The following is an 18,618-nucleotide window of genomic DNA, read 5'->3' on the forward strand; positions in this document are numbered from 1 at the left end:
TTGCTACCTGGCAGCCGCCAAGCAAACCGGCGTAGGGCCGAGTCGGAGGTTTTACCCTATTTGTTTAACAACACCCAGTTATCGTTGTTCACGCACACGTAGAGCCGGCGGATGCCGGGCGGCAGGCTGATGGGCAGGGTTTCCTGGGGGGTGTTGGACGCCACGCGCAGGCAGTTCTTCACGTCCTTGATGTAACCTTTCGTGTCCAGAAACTGCTGCGCCGACGCTTCGTCGGGCGTGATGTACCAGTGGCACTTGGTGCTCACGGTGGGCGGCGCATTGTTGCCCTGCTTCGTGAGGGCCGTAGCCGCCGTAGTCAGTAAGGCGGGCGCGGACATGCCGCCCGTCCCGACGACGCCCGCCAGGGCCAGGGCCGTGGACCACGACACCGGGGGCTGGCCTTCGTCGCGCACATCCAGCTTGTAGACGATGCCCACCGTGCCTTCGGGAATATCCACGGTGAAGACCTTGCGGCTGATGTGCATGCAGTTGCTGCAGTGAATGGAGGCGGTACTCAGCGACAACGCCTCCTGCATGACCGACTTGCACTTGATTTCCCGTCCATCGTCGCGCCAGCTGCGAAAGTCGGATTGCTGCACGCCGTTGACGTACGTGCCCTTAAAGCTAACCTGGCCGTTTTCGTGCCAGCCGCAACACAGTCCGGTGGGCTTGTCGGGGGATTCGCTGGCCATCTTGCCTTCCCACTGCTTTTTCCAGGACGGATAAAAGTAGTCCCGCACCGTGCCAATGGTTTTGCCAGCGTCGTCGTGCCGGGCAATGCGGGCGTAGCTGACTTCTTCCAACGTTTCGGTGCGTTCCCAGTCCCGGTCGAAGTAGACTGTATCGGCGGGCGGCAGCGAAACCGCGGCGGGCTTGGGTCGCTGGGCGAGCGTGGGAATGCTGACAATCAGAAGTAGAAATTGAAGAATGTAAAGTTTTGCCATAGAGACTTTGCTAGTAGAATAAGCGGAAGGGCGGTCGGTAAAAGTACTAACTAGATGCTTTTACACTAATTAATGCCGCCCAATAAAATGGTCAGTAGCTGGCCACGTATTTTGGTAGGCTAATTCCACCCCCTATTACCCTTTACTTGCGCTCATGCTACACGCTACTACCCCTCCAGACAAGAATGATGCTTTCGTTACCAAGCTACTTGATAAGTTGAAGGCTGAGTTCGAACCCGAGTTGGTACCTATACGGCCGGAGCCTTATGCCAAATCGCTAAACTGCTTTGCCAATGTTATGGAAAAGGTGAAGTGGGATGGCGGGCGAATTCACTACGGATGGGCTATCCACAAAACAACTATCCTGTGCGAAGCGGAAAGGCATGCGGTCTGGGAAGATGAGCAGGAAGAGCTCACGGACATCACCCCAACTGAAGTGCAGGCCGAACACACGCTTTTCGTTTCAGACCACGAAGGGTTCGAGTATACCGGCCAAGACACGGACAATGTGCGAATCAACATCACCGGCAACCCAGTGGTAGACGATTTCATTCGAGTTAACGAAACGCTTTCCAGGATTCACGCCTACGGTACGCGAGCAGATGACATGTACATGCAACTTCCTGACGCTGCCATGGAGCTTCACCAATACTACGACGCGTTGAAAAATGTCTTGCAGGGATTCATTTACATGGGCGGTACGCCCAAGAAGCATTGTCTGTGCAAAGGACCTGACCGCTACAGAAACTGTCACGGCAAAAGTATTGGCCCACGCATCAAAGCAGACCTGCGACAGCTCAAGACTATTCTAGGTGAACCAGGCCGCTCGGCATAGGCCATCAATAAGGTATGATAAGTCTTAGTTATCATACCTTATTCATTACTTTTGGGAACCGACCACTTATCGCGTTTTCACTCCTTATATATAGGCTGCCGTGAGCTCCGTTCCCGTCGTTCCCTCATCGCCCAGCTCCATGGGCCTGGCGCACCTGACCCAGCACACGACTCGGTACGTCGAAGCCGGCTTGCAAGGCGCGCCCAATACGGCCCGGGCGTACGCCGGCGACTGGCGCCGCTTCACCGAGTGGTGCACCGAACACGGACAGGTCGCGCTGCCGGCGTCGGTGGATACGCTTGCCGGCTATGTGACGCACCTGGCCGAAGCCGGCAAAAAAGTGTCGACTATTCAGCGCAGCTGCGCGGCTATTAGCAAAGCCCACGCCCTGCGTGACCTAGCCTCACCCACGGAGGACAAGAAATTCAAGGTGCTGATGGACGGCATCAGCCGATTGAAGGGCGTTCGGCAAAAGCAGGCGCCAGCGTTTTCGCTGGCCAGCTTCAAGCGCATCCTCAAGCACCTCGATGCCAGCACGCCGGCCGGCTTGCGTGATAAGGTCATCCTGCTCTTAGGCTTTACCGGCGCCTTCCGGCGGTCGGAGCTGTCGGCGCTAGACCTGGACGACTTGACGTTTTCCGAGGACGGGCTCACCATCAACCTCAAACGCAGCAAGACCAACCAGCTGGGGGAAGCGGAAGAAAAGGCCATTTTCTACTCGCCGGACCCCACCCTGTGCCCCATTCGCACGCTGCAGGCTTGGCTACGGTTGCTAGAACGCACGTCGGGACCGATTCTGGTCTCATTCCGCAAGGGCAGCCGGCTCACAGACCGGCGGCTGACCGATGTGCACCTCAACAAAATTGTGCAGCGGCACCTGGGCCCGAAGTTTACAGCTCACTCGCTACGGGCTTCCTTCGTGACGGTGGCCAAGCTCAACGGCGCCGACGATAGCGAGGTGATGAACCAGACAAAGCACAAGACGAGTGAAATGATTCGCCGTTATACACGCCTCGATAATGTGCGCCAACACAATGCCGCTCAAAAGTTAGGTCTGTAATTCTCAAATTAACACTAGCTAATAGTTCAGACACTAGTACATCCCCACCGGTGGAAGGAAGTATTGTATAGCCCAGACGTGGTAGTTGCTACTTGAAAATTGCTACATCGACTCGAGGGCCCGAGCATATTTCTCGATATCAATTGCAGGAACGGTGCCTAGTTTTTGAAGCCTGGACAAGAGCTTTAGGAAGAAATAAATTAACGCTTCTTCAGGAGTGCTGATTTCCCTAATGTTGTCCGCATCCGCATTATAATGGATGTTAAAGCCTCCTTTATCCAGCACACACCCGATATCAATGTGACTACGGGAGTCAAGACTATCAATTACATTAATGAACGGTTCACCAAATGCCTCACTCCATGTTGAATCCAAGCTTAGCATGCCGCCGATGATATTGAAATGCTCGCGCGGCTCTTGGATACAACCATCAGCGTGATATACGGGGGCATTAGTACGGGTGAGCAATCGTACTGATTTTATCTTCTCACCCGCATATTCCAGCGTCTTCTTATCGAAGTTTTGTTTGACTTCAAACACAGCATACACGCTTTCCGCTGGAATGTGATCCATGCCATTCACGGTCCACACGAAAGGGGAGTACTGCCGGTCATGAATCACTAAATCTATCTGGTGACTCATGAAGCCATTATGGTCTACCACGAATGCCTTACTGACACAGTACCGTTTCGGCAGGTACTCCTGGAGCCAGGAGCGCCAACTCTCTTCAGTTACGTCGCCCATTGAGGGTGCATGGGCAACGAGTTGGCGGTTGGTGGTTAGTTTGAGAGACATCTGCTTCTGCAGACTATTGAAGGCAGCTTTTAAGTCGAAATGGTTCATGCTGGGGACTGACTATAATTGTGGAGCTTGCCTTTGTGTTGGACGAAAAAATGGGGCACCACCTGATGCTGTTTGGTTTGGGCGATGAGTAGCAGTGGGGTACTGGCTCGCACCTGAGGGTGGGCCGCCAGTCGGGCAATGGTGGCTTTATCCGTTGAGCTAGGCTGGGAAGGACCATCCGGGTGCGAGTGCCAATCGCCGAGGTATTGCAGTTGCTCGGGTAGTGCTTGCAACTGCCGGTTAATGCAGGCCGGGTCAGGAGCGAATGAGGCAGGGGAATTCTTGAATTTGGTCGGAATAATAATTCGGCTGACGATGGCGCAACCACCGTCTTCCGAATAATTTCCTACCAGCACCCCTCCAAACTCTTTCGGATGATGCAGCAGGGTTAGTTGTTTAATTTGCTCTAGGCACTCGCCGGTGATAACCAGCCGCAGACCTAGCTGATTTTGAGTGTAATGCTGGTCGGCGCTAACCTGGATGCCACGACCCGGCACATGGTGCAAGCTGAAGGTGCGGAATGATTTTCTTTGACGGGCCATTTCGGCTAATTCACTAACAGCAAGTCCAACCATTGCTTCGATATTGGCGCCGGCCGCCCGGAACGTAGGATGCCAACACCCTGCCCCTTCGCGAAACTCAGGATAGGCGGGTCGGCCCACATGAGCCAATAACTGCTCGCGCCGCTCCTGCAGAGAGCATTCGTCACCCCCAGCTACTGCAATCAATTCTTCGGCTCCTTCCGTGACGGAGATATGAACGACCCGGGTAGCTGGCACGGCGTGATGGAGCGTGGTGAGCACCTCATTGTTGGCGGAGCAGTCGAATATCAGGTCGTATTTATCCAGCCATGCGGTGGTTTTCGCCCAGTTGTGGGCCCCGGGCGCGGTGTTCGGTATGCTGTCGTGTATTTGGACTGAGACGTAGGGAGAAAGAGCTTGCAGGTGCTGCTGCAGGGCCAAGCTTTTGGCCGCGCCGGCATCCCGGAACCGGTAGCGGCTTCGGCAAATGTTACCTGGCGCAACCAAGTCTGATTCAGCAAAATCTAGTTTTCGCTGGCCACCCCTCACCAAGGTTTCTGCTATGCAGCTGCCTATTGCGCCAACACCAATAATTAGAACTCGACTACCAACAAGCGCTTCCGTCAGTTGCCCACGCCCAAAGAAGCGAGAGTAGGCGGCATTGCTAGCTTCACCCCAGACCAGTCTTTGCTTGCTCAAAGCCTCAAAACGGCTTCGAACGGCGAAGGTCGATGAGTCCCGCCGAAGCAGACTGAGGGGGAGAAACAAAGTGTCCCACGTTATTTCCTGCCCACCGCTGCCCGGTATTGGGTAGCCGACAGCGAGCATGAATCGGTTGCCCAAGGTAATTGGCGACTGACGACGAAACCCGTGGTCCAATCCTAGCTGACGCAACTGCGTGTAGAAGTCTTCCGGTAGCAACGGCAATAGGTCCTTCCAGTGTTCGACACGCAGCTTGTGCCGCAGGACGGGCTCCTGGCTCAGCAATGTCCACATGCCAGCGTAACGGGCCTGCTGAGCGTTGGCAGCCCACCGAGCTGCAACATTGCCTAAGCCGGAACCAAGAAAAGCAGGCGCTTGTGTGGGCAGGTCAACGGCGGTATTGGCGGGGCGAAGCAGTGAATAAGCAAACGTGCCGCTTTGCTGGGTGGCGAAACGGTCCGCAGTATTGTCCGTGGGTTCCTCGTCGAACAGGAGATGGCCGCATTTGGCTCCGCGAATGGGAATATACTCGTAGTGCTCGTCAATTTCCTCCTGCACGTAATACCGCGTCAGCCAGCCGTGCAGCTGCTGTATTTCCTGCGCCAGGCGAGTAGGCAGATGGTTGATGGTGGGAGTGGTCAGACAGAGAAAACCGCCGTGCAGCGGGAGCTTGGCAACGCCTTGGTGCGCGTAGCCCACTATTTCTTTGGGCCAAAACAATACTTCTCCCTGCGGGTAGGCTTCGGGCACGTGCACGGTGAAATGCACGGGGCCTTTGGCCGTTTCTACCCTGATGCCACCGACGTGCCGGGCTGGAGCCGCTTCGAATACGAAGGGCTCCAGCAAGGTTACGTTGGGTTCAGCTGCGAAGAACGTGTTGAAGAACCGTGTATCCGCAACGTTATCAACCATAGGTAGTAGCGGGATAGGTGGTCTGCTTCACGGCCGCGTTTTGCTCGTAGCGGCTGGATGCCTTTGCGGGTTCCTTGTCCTTGGGCTTATCCTCGCAGGGGAACTTGGGATTGACCGGGAAATAGAATTTGAGCTTATTACTGTCGGCCTCAATCTGTTTCAGTGCCCGCTTCATTTCCTTGGCCAGCTTCTTTTTCTGACGGTCGGTGAGGCTGTTGGTGACGTTGTTGCCGGAGTTGCCGGGGTCAAGCAGGTTGATGGTTTCGATGTTGTCCCTGATGAACTCCATCGTAAGCTTCAGCCGGTCCCACCGGCCGCTGGGCACGTTGGCTTCCCCCTTATCGTCGAACGACTTGATGGTAAGCAATTCCAACAGAAACGACTTTAGCTTGGTGAAGTGCTCGAATTTCCAAGCCTTCAATAGCTTGACCGTTTCGCGCTCTTTCTTCCGGCCCTTGATGTGGTCGATTTGCTTGGCGATGTTGGTTTTCATGCGGCCCGACGAGTCCTCGTCGTTGAGGCATAAGTTCAGGTCGAAGCAGCTCGTGTCATCGTCGCTGATGCGCCGGCCAGGCGTGATGTCGAAGTTGAGTACCTCGTCGTCGACCAAGAAGAACAAGCCGACCGAGACCTTTTGGGCCCGCACTTCGGTAAGGTCGCCTACTTCGTCGCTGAACTCGTCGCTTTCGAGGTATTCCAACACGTCGTCGTACATCACCCGCAGGGTGGTGAAGGCGCTGCGCTTAAAGTTCACGCACAAGTCCATGTCAAACTTGATGTTGATGGCCGTGTGCTTGGCGTAGGAGCCCGAATGCTGAATGCAGCGGATGTTGCTACCGAATTTGTTTTCCAGCGCGGCCTGCACCTTGTCGCGCTTTTTGCGGTAGCGGTCAGCCAGGCTTTCGTTATCCTCAACCAGGTCTTCTTCCAGGTTGATGCCGTAGGAGCGGTGCACGCAACCTAGGTAATCGTTCTTGTTTAAGTCCGCCATAACGGTTTTAATGGGCATGTAAGGGGTGGCCTCCTTCCGCAACAGGGCTGCAGAGGGTGGTAGCAGTAGCCCGGCGCCACTACGGTAGTAACGCCGGGCAGTGCAAAAAATGGGGTTAGCCTTTGCTGGATTCCGGGTCGCTGCCGTAGCTGTTCTTTTCCCGGATTTGACCATTGCGGCCGTGAATCAGCATTTCGCTGCCGCGGCTAGTGGCCATTTGCCGGGCCACCTGAATGGCCTGGACTTGGGTGGAAACAATGGTGGCAGCGCGGGATGCGCCAGCGGTTTTGACGGCCCAGCCAGTGGAGCGGGGCACGACATGCAAGTTCTTGGCCATGGATAAGGGCTTCAAGAATGGGGCCCACACAGGTAAACTCAGTGGTGGGCGATGCACCGGGCCAGACACAAGGGCGCACTATTGCAGGGCAACAAACATCTGTTACCTTCGTGGCCTCGTATAATCTCACGGTAGGGGTGCGCGGCCGGGGAACCAATCCCGGCACCAGTAGTTCGGGCGCCAACCTTCTTTTACTGCATTTCTACCATGCCGGCTGCCACTGACCTGTGGCAGCCGGATTGTTTTATAAGGGGTTTGGTCAGCAAGGAATTGTTTAAGCGTGTAATGAAAAAACGCCTACGCTAAACGCAAGGCGTTTAGGTCGTAGGCGTAGGTTTGGTAGCTGATGATGTTTTTCTGGGCCTCATTATCCTGCCAGGCTTTCTCTTCATGGCTGAGGTCCTCAATTTCGCGGCGGGACTTGCGTCCCAGACGTTGCAGCACGACGGCCAGCACGTGACGTTCAGACTCGCTGAACACATCCATGTTGGGTTTACGAGCTGCTTTATAAGCCAGTACCGGCGCGCCGTTGTCGGACTGCACCAAGCTGGGGTGGAAGCCCGCGGTAAGTTGACCCCGCTGCACCATTTCCTGCAAACGCTGCCCGTATTCCTGCGGAACGGGGCCGTGCTGCACAGCGCGGTAACGCTGGCCGGTGATGGCCCGGGCGGTGAGGCGGTAGTGGTAGAAGTCGGAATAGAAGAGCAGCTTGAGCAGCCGCACTTTGAAGAGGTTGTCGAGGTAGTTGAAGAAGAACAGCACCAACTCGGCGAACTTCTCCGCGTCGGGCGTAACGTAGCCGGTGTACTGGTCGGGTTCTTCGACGGTGATGGGTGGCGTGCTACGAATCATGAAGCCACCAACCCGGTGCGATACTCCTTCCTGGTCGATTAGCTCCAGCAGGCGGTTCACCAGCTTCAGGTATTCGTTGGGGCGTAACTCGCCGCGCTTTTCTTCCACCATTCCCCGGAACGTGCTCGGGTTGCTGGCCAGGCGCAACAGGTTGGCCGTGGAGGCACTGGGTACTTCGCCGTCTTCGTAGTGGCGGTACTGATTAGCGCCCAAACCCAGGAATAAAGACATACGGGCGGCGGTCAGGTCGTACCGCTCGCGCATAGCGCGGATTTGCTCAGGAAATAGGATGGCATGCTTCTCCCGGTACTGGTTGTAGACCTGGGCGGTGTTGAGATTAGCCAACTCGGGAGTAACAAAACGCTCGCCGGTATCCTCGCACTCGTAAAAGTGGTACGTATAGTCGTAGCTCTCCTTGCGAAAAACCTGGGCATCGGATTCCCAGCGCAGGATGGCGTAGCCGTCGGAGAGGGGGCTTTCGATTCTAGGCTGAATCATCGGTTGGGGGCAAAGGGTGAGGCTTGCGCTTCAGAGGATAAATGATGGAATGCTCGGCCAGATGAAAGGAAATACAGATAACCGAACGGCTGGGGCGTCCTAAATGTACTTTGATGTAGATTTCGTAGCCGCGAAGCTCGCGGCCGAACACCCAAACGGGCGGGTTTCCAGCCTGCTGATTAGGCGTGGGACCCTGGAAATAATCGGTGGATTCCAACTCAAGCAGGCAGCTGCGAACATTGTCGCCGTTGATACCGAGCTTGAGTAAGGTTTTTGAGCTGTTTTTGTCACGGTCGACGATTATGAAACCGAAGAACTTGAGCTTGTCCTTGAACTCGCGGAGGTATTCGGCGACCTCACGAAGCGGGGGAACTGCGCTGGGTATATTCAAAACTACGAAGTATTACGCAAAGTTCAACTTATTAGTTGATGTTTTGCAATTGTAGGGATACGCACGGATAAACCACATCAGCTACGTGGGCGTTAGGAAGGGCCCGGCATCAGGCAGCGTAGGCGTCTTCTTCGATAAGGTGACGAACCAGGCCAAGAGTGACCAGGGTATCGAGTAGCGGCTGGACGCGAGCTGGGCCTGCTCCGCGAAAGCGCTTGGCCACCTGGGCGGCTGTGAGGGGCATTTCGGCTAGCTGGATAGCCGTGCGAAGGGCTTGCATCTGCTGGGCGAGGTCCTGGGGCCAGGCGTTGGAGGCCTCTCCTACCCCGTTCACAGGTAGCGCTGCGGCGTCCGATAACTTGGTGGCTTTGTTGCCTTTGGCCGCCGCAGTGGGCGCAGGCAGGATAAGGCCGGCCTGCACGGTTTCGGGGGCCTGATAAGCGGGGCGGAGGTAACGGACGTGACCCCCTTGCTCCTCGCGGGCGCGCTGGTGGTTGAGGTGCACCAGTCGCTGGAGCAGTTCGGGAGCAGACAAGTCAGTAGGCCAGCCGTAGGCTTCGGCCACGGCGGTATCGAGCTGCTGGTGGAGACTGAGCACCACGGCGGCCAGGCCGTGCTGGTGTACGGTTTCTTCCTTGGCCGTAAGGGGCTGGCCGGCGCGCAGCTTCTCGACCACGTTGTAGAGGTCGGTGAGGGCCAGCGTGGGATGCAAGGCCTGCTGGCGCTTGCGGTGCGCATCCAGCGCCTCGGCCAGTGCCCGGATGCGCTCTTGCTGTTCTACTGTGGCTTTGGGGAAGGGAAACGGTTGAAAGCAGCGGGAGCTCGTGTATACGGAGTCGTTGCCGACACCAAGCCAGCTACCACTAGCCATTGCCCATTCAACGTGAATTCGGCTTGACAAGACCCCTAAATTGTACGCATCATCAAAAGCAATATTGACAAGCTTGTGGTCTGGGGCTATATCGACATCCAGAAATTGAAATATGCGGTGTTTGGCCGTTTCTGGTGTGGCAATGTAGCGAGTCAGACCTTGTGTGGCCGCACGTAAGCCTTTGCGGGTTTCGCCGAACTGCCACCAGATTTCCTTGAGCTTTTTGCGGTTGTTTTGGTCGCGGTCGGGCTTAACGTGGGTATAGACGTGCTGGTACACGGCCGGATAGTCGCGGATGACATCGGCTTCGTTCAGGCCAAACAAGTCAATAAGGTACACGCCACGCGGCCGGGCGGTCAGGTCTTTGCCGTTGCGGTAGGGCCGGATGCGGGTTGCAAGGCCAGCCACCGTGCCCAGGCCCAAAGTGTGGGCCTGCGCCTCAGTCACGATAAAGCCCGCACCGGCCAGCATCATGCCGTTGCTGGAAACGCCTTCATTCGCCTTCAGCGCTTTGACCCCAGCCACGTCGGCCCCCACCGTAAAGTCGGCGTTGATAATGCCCTCGCTTTCCACCAGCTCCACGGTGTGGGCATCGTCTTCGTCGGTGACCGACTCGCGCACCAGGGTGGCCAGCTTGCCCACCTGGGTGCCGGCCCGGCCTACGCTCATGGCGATGCGCACGGCCGCGCCGTTGGCACTATCCACCCACGGGTGGTCGGCAATGGCGAACGTCAGCGATAGCGGCGGAGCCGCATCGAGGTGGCGCTGGATGAGGCGGCGGTTAAAGGTTTGGGTAATGGAGTTGGTGGTGATGAAGCCGAAGGACTCGGCCTGACCCTGCCGCACTGTCTCAGCGGCCCGCTCCCACCAGTACATCACCAAGTCGGCGGACTCGTCCACTTTGCCCTTGTACACTTTGCGCAGCGTATCCACGTAGGCGTCGCCCAGCGCGCGGCGCATGGCTTTATCGCCGACAAACGGAGGGTTGCCGATGATGAAATCAGCCTGGGGCCATGCGGCAGGCCCGGCCTGGGTAAAGTCGGGTTCGTAGCTCAGTACGGCATCCTGCTGGCGGATATTCTGGTAGCTATCGAGTAGGGGCTCGGCCAGCTGGGTGAGGCCGTGGGTGCGCAGGTGCCACTGCAGGTAGCCGATGCGCAGCACCACGTCGGCAATGGCGGCGGCCCGCGGGTTCAGCTCCAAGCCCAGCAGCTGGCGGGGGGAGACGGTGGTGGCCCCACCCAAATCGAGCAGGCCCGACTGGCCGAAGCGGTTGATGGCCGTAATTACCTCCCCTTCCAGCCGCTTGAGGTGTTCCAGCGTGACGTAGAGAAAGTTGCCGGAGCCGCAGGCTGGGTCGAGAATCTTGACCGTGGTGAGGCGGGTGAGGAAGCGCAGCAAGTCTTGGCGGGCGGCTCGCTCCCCAGCCGGGCCGGCAGTTTCGTCGAGGCGGCGGGCGCTGGCGGCCTGAGCGGCGGCCCACTCGCGGCGCAGGGGCTCCAGCACGGTGGGCAGCACCAGGCGCTCCACGTAGCGGCGCGGGGTGTAGTGCGCCCCGAGGCTGTGCCGCTCTTTGGGGTCGAGGGCGCGTTCGAGCAGGGTGCCGAAGATGGCGGGTTCCACTTCAGTCCAGTCGGCGGCAGCGGCACGCAGAAGCAGGTGAATCTGGGGCTCGGTGAGGGGCAGCGTGGTGGCCTCGTGAAAGAGTTGGCCGTTAAAGCGGCGCAGGCGGGCCCGCAGGTCGCCGGAGAAGCCACCGGTGTCCATCGTATGCCAGAGGCTTTGCAAGGCGTCGGGCAGCAGCTGGCGCAATTCCGGAGTGCTGGCATACTGCTGCAGCAAGCCGGTGAAGCTGGCGCGGGGAATCAGTTCTACGTCCTCAGCAAACATAGTAAACAGGCAGCGCATCAGGAACTGGGCCACGGCCTCGGAGGCATGGCCAGCGGCTTCGAGCTGCTTGCTCAACTCGGCCAAGTGAGCAGCGAGCTGACGGGTGACCTGGGCCGCGCGGCGGCTGGGGTCGAGCTGCTGCGGGTCGGTGAAGAGCAGAGCCAGGCGCTGGCGCACTACTTCGTCTTCGAGGGCGGTGAGCGGGATGCGGAAGGCCTCGGTGCCGCCGCCGGCGGGTAGCGTGGGCTTGTAGCCGGGAATGCCGGTGAGCAGGTCGAGGAACTGCGTGAAGCCTTCGGCGGTACCGGCGAAATTGGCGTAAAGGTCGAAGCAGTGGCCCACGTCGGCCACGATGACGAAGGGCGGGCGCGGCTCCTGTGCGGGCAGGGCCTGCACATAGCGCAGGGCCTGGTTGCGGGCCTCGGTCATCATCAGGTCCCACTTGCGGGTGCCGCGGACGGCGTGCCCCCGGCGGCGACGCTCCTGGGGTGCCTGGCCAAGTGCGGCCGCGTCGGCGGCATCGGCCCGTTGCTGGTCGTCGGGTGAGTTGGTGCCCTGCTTGGTTTCGAGCACGAAGCAGCCGCGCTTGTAAAGGTCGAGACGGCCGGTGCTTTTTTTGGCCCCATCCTGAAACGTGACAGCCCGCTCGTACACATAGGCATCCTGGGAAGCTAGCTCGCCGGAGGGCTGTGGTGGCTCGACGCCAAGCAGGGCGCAAAGCTCGTGCAGGAAGGCTTGGTAATTCGCGCGCTCGGCGCCGCCGCTGCGCAGCCAGCGGGCAGCAAAATCAGAATAGGTCACGGGTAGAAGGCTACTTTGCCTCGTCGCCTTCTCCGGGCGGAAGGAGAAGGCAATGGAGAGCGAAAGATTGGGATGGCGGTCAGGCAGCTAAAGTACAAGACTGCGGCGCAGGCAGCAACTAATCGTTTTGATGTATTCATGCCGTGAACACCTTCATTTAATTCTAGCTTATGAAAAGTGGTTCAATGTGGGTTAAACGGCGTCTGGGCAAACTGTGTATGAGCACGCCAGGTGGTTAGGTTGGGCCCAGGCCCGGTCCCAATAGACTGCTACTGCTTTTCCGAGTTCAGTGGGTTAGCAGCGAAAGGATAACTATTGTAAGCTGCCGACTCTGCTCGACCGTCCGGTGCGGATTTGCTTGTCTAGGTTTACGAAGCACAAGAATCAGCTGTTCTGCCCCAAAAACAACTCATCAAACAGCTGACGCAGCTCGCAGAGACTTCTTTTAACACAGTTAGTAAACTTGGTTGCACAGAGCGAAAGGATAGAAAGGGTAAGCCGAAGTTGAACCTAGGAGTTTCCATCTGACGGAGAAGAGTGAGTAAAACCAACATAGGAGGCTGCAAACGCATACCATTTCTACCCTTTACTGGCAGGCTGTTGGGTCAGTAGTAAGTACAGGCGGGACTGCTTAGTAATCTGTTCCAGAAGTACCATGCTGCATTGCGGCTTATAAAACCTATTAGTTCACGTATTGGGTAAGCCGAACTGTAATCCGATGGGTCGGCTAAAGAATAGGTTTTATAAGTGCAGGGGGTGCCATAGATGCTACTACCTTGCCTAGCGATGCCCACGGGGTCATGCCAAGAGTCGCTGAAGAAGCTGTTGTGAGCTTCCTACGAGACTTATAAAATCTATTAATGAGCCCTGATTGAGCTTTCCGCATGGTTTATAGGTTACCTTTGAGGTATACAGGAATGTTCTAAATAGTAGAAAAAGGTAAAAAATTCTTTAAAAAGTGCAATCCCATTTTGTGCTTGTTTAGACTCCCTTTTTTGTTGTTTTCGTTCGGGTATCGCCCTAAACCACCACTTTATAAGCTTTTGTACTCTAGCTTCAACAAGCTTGTGAGTATTTTAAGTATTTAAGGTATTTGCAGGGCTCGCAACTTTTTGTACCTCAGTATCTTAAGCGGCTTTAGTAATAGGTTTCATAAGCGGGGTAATAGGTTTCATAAGCGGGGTAATAGGTTTCATAAGCGGGGTAATAGGTTTCATAAGCCAAATTAATAGCTTTGATAAGCTAACTAATAGAGGTGGAATCCATGGCTATCATTACACCCTATGCTGGCGAACTAATAGATTTTATAAGTCACTGGTGAAACAACGCTCCTGAAGCTCCCTTCTGACCGGCTGCGAACTAATAGCTTTTATAAGTCTAACTAATAGCTTTTATAAGCCTCGCCGAAAACTCGCGACCAGCTAACTAATAGGTTTCATAAGTCTAACTAATAGCTTTTATAAGTCAGCACCACCACAGGCATTCCGGCTGCTCATAGATTCAGGATTTGGCTCTATTAGTTTCCGATTTAAGCCGTATGTTTGCTTGGTATCACCCCAGTAGCTGCGTATGGCCGCGCCCGAATCCACCGTCCCGATAGAAATTCGGCAGCATAACGCGCTGACGACGGCCCGCTACGAGATGAGTGCCTGCGAGATGGACATCGTCTTCTCGCTCCTCTCTAAGCTCACCAAGCAGGACAAGGCCGGCACCATCTACGAAATCCGGGTCCAGGAGCTGATGGAGATGACCGGGCGCACCTGGAACTACAAGCAGCTGCTCGAATCCACTGAGAACCTCAACAGCCGGGTCTATCACATCGAGACCGGCAAAACCCTGCTGCAGGTGAGTCTGCTGGCCTCGGCGCTGTACCGCAAGGGCGAGGGCACCATTGAGCTGGAGATATCCGAGCGCATGCGGCCTTTCCTCATTGACCTGAAGAGCAACTTCACGTCTTACCGCCTGCAGGCTGCCTTTAGCCTGAGCAGCAAGTACGCCAAGCGCATCTACCAGCTGGCCTCGCAGTGGAAGGACATCGGGGAGACTAAGACCTACTCCCTGGATGAGTTCAAGGGCATGCTCAAGCTCAAGGACCCAGCTGGTAAAGAGCCCGAGCAGTACGCCCAGATTTCCTCCTTGCAGAAGTACGTGCTCGACGTGGCCACGACGCAGATAAACGAGCACACCGACTTGCGCATCAAGTACGAGCTCCTGAAAAAGGGTCGCTCCTTCCAAAGCATCAAGTTCTACGTCAACACCCAGGTACCTCAGCAACTGCCTATCCCCTTCGAGCTGGAGGCCGACGACGCCAAGATGCAACTGGCCCGCAAACACCTCGAAACCCTAGGTATTGCCGAACCCAAGCTGGTGCAGGAGATTCTGCAGTCGCCCAAGCACGTGGATGCCTTGTTTGCCTTTATCTACAAGCTGAAGACTGATAAAATCAAGGCTACCAAAAATCCGGGTGGCTTGTTTCTGAAGATGCAAGGCTTGCGCTAGTAGGACAGGGAAGGAGCTTGTATGTTGCCCAACTGTTCAGAGAACGGAACTGGTATCTCATGGTAGCTGAGTGGGGCGGACGCTCGTTGTCCGGCATGCCGTCTTGGCACGGTGGAGCGTCCCGTTTTCCTCAACAATGGAAACCAAGGAGCTAGGGAAGGCTGATTACCTATACAGTCAATGCCACAAACTCGGCCTTGGTCAAAAGTTTAGTACAAAGGCTAACCGGGACAATTAAGGGGTTCCTAACCAAAGCCAACAAAGCGTTTCCTTCTTGCGATGGAAACGCTTTGTTGTTGCCCGTTAGAGCAGTCAGTCGTCAGGATTTGATTCCCGAACTATACGACCGGCATTAGAAGAAATAGGCTTCTCCGTCCGCAGGTACCAACACCTGGTTGGTCATGCCCTTTTCGGCGGCGAAGGCGCGCAACTGCTGGCGCGAGAGCGTGGCGTGGTTGGTGGCTTCCATGTGGGTGGAGACGAGCGTGGCCCGGGGCAGCGCCTGGTGCACTGCGTAGACATCCTCCTGATTCATGACGATGGAGCCGAGTCCGGTGATTTGGTTGTCGCCCGCGTTGAGCACCACCACCTCGGGCTGGTACTGCCGCAGGTTGTTGGCCACGTCCTGGTTCCAGACCGTGTCGCCGGCGATGTAGAGCGTCTTCTCCTCGGGATGCGTAAACACCACGCCGGAAACCTGCCCGAGCATTTCCCCCGCAACCGCCATGACGGCGTCGCTGCCGTGCTGGCCCGGCGTCTGGGTCAGCGAAACGCCGTTGAAAGTAGCGCCCTGAATCAGGCGCACATCGGTGAAGCGCTGCGAGCGAATCAGCGCCTGGTCCTGGGCGTGCTGGGTGAAGACGGGCAGGTGCTTGGGCAACTGGGCACTGGCGGCCTCGTCCCAGTGGTCGAAGTGGGTGTGGGTGACCACCACGGCGTCGACCTGCGTGTAGTCCTGCACCGGGCCGGGCAAGCCAACGGTGGGGTTGCTCAGGTGGCTGTTGGGGGTGCCGGGCAGCCCGGGGAAGACGCCCTGGTCGGCGAACATGGGGTCAATGAGAAATTTAACGCCGGCGTAGTCCAGGCGAAGCGTTGAGTGGCGAACCAGTTGAAGCTGCATGAGAAGTGGGGTAAAGTGAAAAATTCAGGACTGTTTGGTCCAGTAAAAGGCAAAAAAAAGAGCTACCTGTCCAGACAGGTAAAGAGGAGCTGCTGCGCGTCGTCCAGCTGCTGGCGGCGATAACCCGCCCGGGCCATGACCTGCAAGCCGGGGAAAGCCAACACCAGGAGCCGGGCCAGCTCCCGGGCCGGGCGCGGGCTGGCCACCGAGCCATCCTGCTGGCCACGTTCAATCGCTTGGGTCAATACTTCCTCCATCTGCTGCAAGTCCTCGACCACTCGTTGCCGCACCGCGGGGTCGTGCGGGGCCAGTTCCACCGCTTGGTTGATGCTCATGCAGCCCAGCAAGGGTTCGTTTGAATTGACGTCGGCAAACAGCGAGTGGAAAAAGGTCTCGATGGCCCGGCGGGCGGGCTGCTGCTGCAGCACCCGGTGTGCGTCGCGGGCCCGGGCCTGCCGGTAGGCGTCAAAAGCCGCAAGGAACAAGTCGCGCTTGCCCCCAAAGGTGGCGTAGAGGCTGCTTTTGCTCAGGCCCGTGGCGGCCAGCAAATCGGTCAGGGAAGTCGCCTCGTAGCCCTTGCGCCAGAACGCCCGCATGGCCTGGTGCAGCGCTTCCGTGGTATCAAATTCCTGGGGACGTGACATTAGCTGGTGAGGTGAGCAAAGCGGGCTGGACTGACTTTGGGCCGGCAAGTTACGATTAAGAACCGTTCAGTCCAAAACTTAGTTCCGACAGGCGATTAAGGGAGCAACACGTTGCCGGTTGCGTCTAGCCCGCACAGAAGCCCCCACTCGTTTAACTTTTGTACCAAACTTTTAACCAAGGCCAAACTCAGCGAGGATGAGCTCATAAAGAGTGGGTACCATGCCAGGGGCTCTGGTTTCGCTGGCGTTCGGCCCTGTCGTCGGGACGCGATGAGACAACAGACTCGGCCACAAGCAGGCAGCAAACGTCAACTACATACTTAAAAGCCGTGCTGTTTTGCCGGAAACCAGCTTTCCGGCAAAATACCAACTGGACGGTTTCGCAGGGGCTATCCTGACGCAAACCATTTCTTAGCGAGTAGGCAAACCATTGAGCAGCAAAATGAGTATTTAGGCTACCTTAAATAAATATTTAGGGCAGCCTAAATATTGTACCTTGCCGGCTCATCCTATCCCTCCTGCTATGGAAACTTTACTCATGCCCCCGGCGCCGCTGCCGGTAACGCCGGCCCCGGTCGCCGCCGAGCCCGGCTGGCGCAAGCCGCGCAACGCGCCTTCGCTGCGCGAAGTGTACGCTTCCATCAAGGTGCCGCCGGCCAGCGCCTCGTTCTGGCGCAAGCTGTTTGCCTTCTGGGGGCCCGGTTTGATGGTGGCCGTGGGCTACATGGACCCCGGCAACTGGGCCACCGACCTGGCCGGCGGCTCGCGCTACGGCTACACCCTGCTGTCTGTGATTTTAATTTCCAACCTGTTCGCCATGCTGCTGCAGCACCTGGCGGCCAAGCTGGGCATCGTCACGGGCCGCGACCTGGCCCAGGCTTGCCGCGACCACTACTCCAAGCCCGTAGCCATGGTGCTCTGGGTGCTCTGCGAAATTGCCATCGCCGCCTGCGACCTGGCCGAGGTTATTGGCTCGGCCATTGCCCTGAACCTGCTTTTCGGTCTGCCCCTGAGCTGGGGCGTGGTGCTCACGGTGCTCGACGTGCTGGTGGTGCTCTACTTCCAGAACAAGGGCTTTCGGGTTATTGAGAGCATCGTGGCGGGCCTCATCGTCATCATCTTTGGCTGCTTCGTGTACGAAATCATCGTCTCGAACCCGGACTACATGGCCATGCTCGGCGGGCTGGTGCCCCGCCCCGAAGTGGTGACCAACCCGCAGATGCTTTACATCGCCATCGGCATACTGGGGGCCACCGTGATGCCGCACAACCTGTATCTGCACTCCAGCATCGTGCAAACCCGCCAGATTGAGCAGACCGAGCCCGGCAAGCGCATGGCCATCAAGTTCGCCACCATCGACTCGACGGTGGCCTTGTTTCTGGCCTTCTTCGTGAACGCCGCCATCCTGGTCACGGCCGCCGCGACCTTCCACAAGACGGGCATGTACAACGTGGCCGACATCAACGACGCCCACAAGTTGCTCACGCCGGTGCTCGGGGCAGGCGCGGCCAGCATGCTCTTCGCGGTGGCCCTGCTGGCGGCGGGCCAGAACTCCACGCTCACCGGCACGCTGGCCGGGCAAATTGTGATGGAAGGCTTCCTCAACATCAGGCTCAAGCCCTGGCTGCGCCGGCTGCTCACCCGCAGCATCGCCGTGGTGCCGGCCCTGATTGTGACGCTGCTCTACGGCGAAAAGGGCACCGGCCAACTGCTGGTGCTCAGCCAAGTGATTCTGTCTTTGCAGCTCAGCTTTGCCGTAGTGCCGCTGGTGCTCTTCACCAGCAGCCGGGCCAAGATGGGCGTGTTTGCCAACGGCCCGCTGGTCAACGCCACGGCCTGGATCGTGTCGGGCATCATCATCGCCCTGAACGTGTACCTGCTCGTGCAGACTTTTTTCGGCTAGGCTA

14 protein-coding genes are annotated in these 18,618 nt (G+C 57.3%); 4 read left to right on the top strand and 10 right to left on the bottom strand.

Annotated features, from left to right (window positions below):
• Positions 1–56: 56 nt before the first annotated feature.
• Complete coding sequence (locus tag LJY25_RS19830) at positions 57–944, bottom strand: toxin-antitoxin system YwqK family antitoxin (protein WP_227610230.1); 888 nt, start codon at positions 942–944, stop codon at positions 57–59.
• A gap of 154 nt (positions 945–1,098) precedes the next feature.
• Between LJY25_RS19830 and LJY25_RS19835 the strand changes: the two genes are divergently transcribed.
• Both LJY25_RS19835 and LJY25_RS19840 read left to right on the top strand, forming a co-directional pair.
• Positions 1,099–1,779 carry a hypothetical protein gene (locus tag LJY25_RS19835; protein WP_187317288.1) on the top strand — a complete coding sequence of 227 codons (681 nt, stop codon included), beginning with the start codon at positions 1,099–1,101 and terminating at the stop codon, positions 1,777–1,779.
• Positions 1,780–1,918: 139 nt separating this feature from the next.
• A complete protein-coding gene (locus LJY25_RS19840; RefSeq protein ID WP_187317342.1) occupies positions 1,919–2,839 on the top strand; it encodes a site-specific integrase in 921 nt (306 codons plus the stop codon).
• 102 nt (positions 2,840–2,941) lie between these two features.
• Here LJY25_RS19840 and LJY25_RS19845 read toward each other — a convergent pair whose 3' ends face one another.
• The 7 genes from LJY25_RS19845 to LJY25_RS19875 form a co-directional block, all read right to left on the bottom strand.
• Positions 2,942–3,682, bottom strand: a complete 741-nt coding sequence (locus tag LJY25_RS19845) for a DUF6602 domain-containing protein (protein ID WP_187317289.1) — start codon at positions 3,680–3,682, stop codon at positions 2,942–2,944.
• A complete protein-coding gene (locus tag LJY25_RS19850; protein WP_187317290.1) occupies positions 3,679–5,817 on the bottom strand; it encodes a ThiF family adenylyltransferase in 2,139 nt (712 codons plus the stop codon). Before LJY25_RS19850 ends, LJY25_RS19845 begins: the two co-directional genes overlap by 4 nt.
• Positions 5,810–6,772, bottom strand: a complete 963-nt coding sequence (locus LJY25_RS19855) for a nucleotidyltransferase family protein (protein ID WP_187317291.1) — start codon at positions 6,770–6,772, stop codon at positions 5,810–5,812. The genes LJY25_RS19850 and LJY25_RS19855 overlap by 8 nt, the downstream gene beginning before the upstream one ends.
• A gap of 151 nt (positions 6,773–6,923) precedes the next feature.
• Positions 6,924–7,145, bottom strand: a complete 222-nt coding sequence (locus LJY25_RS19860) for a DUF2188 domain-containing protein (RefSeq protein ID WP_187317292.1) — start codon at positions 7,143–7,145, stop codon at positions 6,924–6,926.
• A gap of 297 nt (positions 7,146–7,442) precedes the next feature.
• Positions 7,443–8,495, bottom strand: a complete 1,053-nt coding sequence (locus LJY25_RS19865) for a type II TA system antitoxin MqsA family protein (RefSeq protein ID WP_187317293.1) — start codon at positions 8,493–8,495, stop codon at positions 7,443–7,445.
• Entirely contained in the window at positions 8,482–8,886 is a 405-nt protein-coding gene (locus LJY25_RS19870; protein ID WP_187317294.1) for a type II toxin-antitoxin system MqsR family toxin, read from the bottom strand. The genes LJY25_RS19865 and LJY25_RS19870 overlap by 14 nt, the downstream gene beginning before the upstream one ends.
• Positions 8,887–8,995: 109 nt before the next feature.
• Positions 8,996–12,448: a class I SAM-dependent DNA methyltransferase gene (locus LJY25_RS19875; RefSeq protein ID WP_187317295.1), complete on the bottom strand. Its 3,453-nt coding sequence runs from the start codon at positions 12,446–12,448 to the stop codon at positions 8,996–8,998.
• A gap of 1,569 nt (positions 12,449–14,017) precedes the next feature.
• On the opposite strand from LJY25_RS19875, the gene LJY25_RS19880 reads away from it, so the two are divergent.
• The gene (locus tag LJY25_RS19880) at positions 14,018–14,947 is read left to right on the top strand and encodes a replication initiation protein (protein WP_187317300.1); all 930 of its coding nucleotides are present in this window, start codon (positions 14,018–14,020) and stop codon (positions 14,945–14,947) included.
• 352 nt (positions 14,948–15,299) lie between these two features.
• On the opposite strand, the gene LJY25_RS19885 is transcribed toward LJY25_RS19880, so the two are convergent.
• Both LJY25_RS19885 and LJY25_RS19890 read right to left on the bottom strand, forming a co-directional pair.
• Positions 15,300–16,067, bottom strand: a complete 768-nt coding sequence (locus tag LJY25_RS19885) for an MBL fold metallo-hydrolase (protein WP_227610231.1) — start codon at positions 16,065–16,067, stop codon at positions 15,300–15,302.
• A gap of 62 nt (positions 16,068–16,129) precedes the next feature.
• Positions 16,130–16,711 carry a TetR/AcrR family transcriptional regulator gene (locus LJY25_RS19890; RefSeq protein ID WP_187317302.1) on the bottom strand — a complete coding sequence of 194 codons (582 nt, stop codon included), beginning with the start codon at positions 16,709–16,711 and terminating at the stop codon, positions 16,130–16,132.
• Positions 16,712–17,249: 538 nt separating this feature from the next.
• Here LJY25_RS19890 and LJY25_RS19895 point away from each other — a divergent pair.
• Positions 17,250–18,614, top strand: coding sequence for an Nramp family divalent metal transporter (locus tag LJY25_RS19895; RefSeq protein WP_394799984.1), 1,365 nt, complete (start codon positions 17,250–17,252; stop codon positions 18,612–18,614).
• The last annotated feature ends 4 nt before the right edge of the window (positions 18,615–18,618 follow it).

Origin of the sequence: Hymenobacter translucens (assembly GCF_020685205.1) — a bacterium.
Lineage (GTDB): Bacteria > Bacteroidota > Bacteroidia > Cytophagales > Hymenobacteraceae > Hymenobacter > Hymenobacter translucens.

Coding starts and splice junctions, on each gene's coding strand:
- LJY25_RS19885 (WP_227610231.1), bottom strand. CDS start 16,067: ATGCAGCTTCAACTGGTTCGCCACTCAACGCTTCGCCTGGACTACGCC.
- LJY25_RS19850 (WP_187317290.1), bottom strand. CDS start 5,817: ATGGTTGATAACGTTGCGGATACACGGTTCTTCAACACGTTCTTCGCA.
- LJY25_RS19895 (WP_394799984.1), top strand. CDS start 17,250: ATGCCCCCGGCGCCGCTGCCGGTAACGCCGGCCCCGGTCGCCGCCGAG.
- LJY25_RS19865 (WP_187317293.1), bottom strand. CDS start 8,495: ATGATTCAGCCTAGAATCGAAAGCCCCCTCTCCGACGGCTACGCCATC.
- LJY25_RS19845 (WP_187317289.1), bottom strand. CDS start 3,682: ATGAACCATTTCGACTTAAAAGCTGCCTTCAATAGTCTGCAGAAGCAG.
- LJY25_RS19830 (WP_227610230.1), bottom strand. CDS start 944: ATGGCAAAACTTTACATTCTTCAATTTCTACTTCTGATTGTCAGCATT.
- LJY25_RS19835 (WP_187317288.1), top strand. CDS start 1,099: ATGCTACACGCTACTACCCCTCCAGACAAGAATGATGCTTTCGTTACC.
- LJY25_RS19840 (WP_187317342.1), top strand. CDS start 1,919: ATGGGCCTGGCGCACCTGACCCAGCACACGACTCGGTACGTCGAAGCC.
- LJY25_RS19890 (WP_187317302.1), bottom strand. CDS start 16,711: ATGTCACGTCCCCAGGAATTTGATACCACGGAAGCGCTGCACCAGGCC.
- LJY25_RS19880 (WP_187317300.1), top strand. CDS start 14,018: ATGGCCGCGCCCGAATCCACCGTCCCGATAGAAATTCGGCAGCATAAC.
- LJY25_RS19860 (WP_187317292.1), bottom strand. CDS start 7,145: ATGGCCAAGAACTTGCATGTCGTGCCCCGCTCCACTGGCTGGGCCGTC.